The sequence below is a fragment of the Microbacterium sp. genome, from assembly GCF_031178525.1.
GTDB lineage: Bacteria > Actinomycetota > Actinomycetes > Actinomycetales > Microbacteriaceae > Microbacterium.
This window is the reverse complement of record NZ_JAPSJA010000314.1, coordinates 1-2,652: the sequence shown is the minus strand read 5'-3', so window position 1 is coordinate 2,652 and position 2,652 is coordinate 1. Positions and strand designations below refer to the sequence as shown.

Annotated in this window: 3 protein-coding genes; 2 read left to right on the top strand and 1 reads right to left on the bottom strand. The window is 72.8% G+C overall.

The window, feature by feature from the left end; all coding sequences use genetic code 11:
• Nucleotides 1-797 (bottom strand): EamA family transporter (locus tag RIF89_RS13715; protein ID WP_309069644.1); only part of this gene is annotated, 797 nt, incomplete at its 3' end.
• Nucleotides 798-880: 83 nt separating this feature from the next.
• Between RIF89_RS13715 and cysS the strand changes: the two genes are divergently transcribed.
• Both cysS and RIF89_RS13705 read left to right on the top strand, forming a co-directional pair.
• On the top strand, nt 881-2,266 hold the full coding sequence (gene cysS / locus RIF89_RS13710; RefSeq protein ID WP_309069643.1) for a cysteine--tRNA ligase: 1,386 nt from the start codon (nt 881-883) through the stop codon (nt 2,264-2,266).
• Nucleotides 2,259-2,652 (top strand): RNA methyltransferase substrate-binding domain-containing protein (locus RIF89_RS13705; protein ID WP_309069642.1); only part of this gene is annotated, 394 nt, incomplete at its 3' end. The genes cysS and RIF89_RS13705, both read left to right, overlap by 8 nt.

Sequence of the window (2,652 nt, the reverse complement as noted above, 5' to 3'; positions counted from 1 at the left end):
AGCACGCTCGCCGTGAGCGGCTCGCCCAGCGTGAGGGTCGCGGCGCTGGCGGCCTTCAAGCCGCCGAGACCCCACGTGAACAGGCCGTAGGCGACCGTGATGGTCGCCACGCCCAGCCACAGCGTCATGAGCGTGCCGCGCGGATCCGCCAGCCAGCTCACGTCCGTGAACGGCAGTGCGACGAGCGCGATGGCCGCGGCCCCGCCCCCCATCGCGCCCACGACGGTGAAGGGGTGCCAGCCGGCGTCGAGCAGGCGGCGCTGCGCGACGGCGAGCACGGCGAACGAGGCGCCGGCGCCGAGGGAGCCGAGCAGGCCCGCGGCGTCGGCGGATCCGCCGTCGCTGCCGCCGAAGCCCAGCAGGGCCACGCCGACCGTGGACAGCGCGGTCGCGGCGCCCCAGAGCCATCCCGGCGCCTTGCGGGTGAGCCCCCACTCGAGCAGGCCCGCCATCACCGGCGCCGAGCCGAGAGCGATGACCGTGCTCACGGCGACGCCGTTGGTCGAGGTGCCGAGGAAGAACAGCGGCTGGTAGACGAACAGGCACACGGCGGTGATGGACATCAGGACGAGCGCGCCCGCCGTGAGCGGGAGGCGCACCTCGGCGGAACGGCCGCGACGCCGCAGCCATGCCGTCACGAGCGCCAGCGCCGAACCGCCCACGATCAGGCGCATCACGCCGACCGCGAAGGGGGTGGTGTCGCCCGGTCCGAGCGCCTGCGACGTGCCGGTCGTGCCGAACAGCAGGGCCGCCGCGAGCACGGCGAGGACGGCGGGACCGGAACGGGGAGAGGGCACCAGCCATTCCTATCGCATCGGCCGGGTCGCCCCGTCGCCGTAACGCCAGGGGTTTCCGATCCCCAGGACCGTAGGCTGGGGGTGTGACCGTCCGTCTCTACGACTCCCGCGCGCAGGCCCTGCGCGACTTCGTGCCGCTCGTGCCCGGGAACGTGTCGATGTACGTGTGCGGCCCGACCGTCCAGTCCGGTCCCCACATCGGGCACCTGCGCGGTGCGCTCGCTTTCGACCTGCTGCGGCGCTGGCTCGCTCACCGCTTCGGCCAGGTCACGCTGGTGCGCAACGTCACGGACATCGATGACAAGGTGCTCGAGAAGGCCACGCCCGAGGAGCCATGGTGGGCCCTCGCGTATCGGATCGAGCAGGAGTTCACGGCCGCGTATGCCGCGATCGGCATCCTGCCGCCCACGTACGAGCCGCGCGCGACCGCATCCGTGCCGCAGATGCAGGAGCTCATCGCGCGCCTGATCGAGCGCGGACACGCGTACGCGGCCGAGGGGGACGTGTACTTCGACGTCCGCTCGTGGGCCGAGTACGGCACGCTCACCCGCCAGTCGCTCGACGCCATGGAGCCGGCGACCGACACGGACCCGCGCGGCAAGCGCGATCCGCGCGACTTCGCGCTGTGGAAGGGCGCGAAGGAGGGCGAGCCGTCGTCCGCGATCTGGGATTCGCCGTGGGGGCGGGGGCGTCCGGGCTGGCACATCGAGTGCTCGGCGATGTCGCGCCGCTACCTCGGCGCGGAGTTCGACATCCACGGCGGCGGGCTCGACCTGCGCTTCCCGCATCACGAGAACGAGCTCGCTCAGTCGACCGCAGCAGGCGACGCGTTCGCGCGCTTCTGGATGCACAACGGCCTCGTGACGGTCGAGGGGCAGAAGATGTCCAAGTCGCTGGGCAATTTCACGCTCGCGGCCGATCTGCTCGCGGCGCGGCCCGCGCCCGTGGTGCGGTACGCGCTCGCCGCGGCGCACTACCGCTCCAGCCTCGACGTGTCCGAGGGCGGCCTCGACGAGGCCGCCGCGGCGCTCGGCCGCATCACGGGCTTCCTGAGCAGGGCCCGGCGCGTGCTCGGCGAGCCCGACGACGCCGACATCCCCGAGGCGTTCGCCGCGGCGATGGACGACGACCTCGGCGTGCCGCAGGCTCTCGCCGTGCTGCATGAGACGGTGCGGGCGGGCAATACCGCGCTCGACGCGGGCGACGATGACGCGCTGCGCGCCGCGCATGCCGACGTGATCGCGATGGTGCGGGTGCTGGGCCTCGACGAGGTCGGCGGCACGCAGGAGACGGGTACCGCGACCGAGTCGGCGCTGTCGGCGCTGGTCGAGGAGCTGATCTCCCAGCGCGCCGAGGCGCGCGCATCCAAGGACTGGGCGACCGCCGACCGCATCCGCGACCTGTTCGCGACCGCGGGCGTCGCCCTCGAAGACAACGCTGACGGAACAGTCTGGAGAATCAATGGCTAACACGGGTCGCCCCGGCGCAGGCCGCGGCAAGAAGAAGGGCCCCACCAAGGGCACGGGCGGCCTCGGTCGCAAGGCCCTCGAGGGCAAGGGGCCGACGCCCAAGGCCGAGGACCGCGTCTACCACGTCGCCCACAAGCGCAAGCAGGCCGCGGAGCGGCTCGCCGCCAAGCGCGGCGGCGGTGCGTCCAAGCCGCCGACCCGCGCGCCGCGCGCCAAGGGCGACACGGACATCGAGTTCGTCACCGGCCGCAACTCGGTGCTCGAGGCGCTGCGCGCCAAGATCCCCGCGACCGCGTTCTACATCGCCCAGCGCGTCGAGATGGACGACCGCGTGAAGGAGATGCTCGCGATCGCCAAGAACCGCGAGATCCCGATGCTCGAGGTCA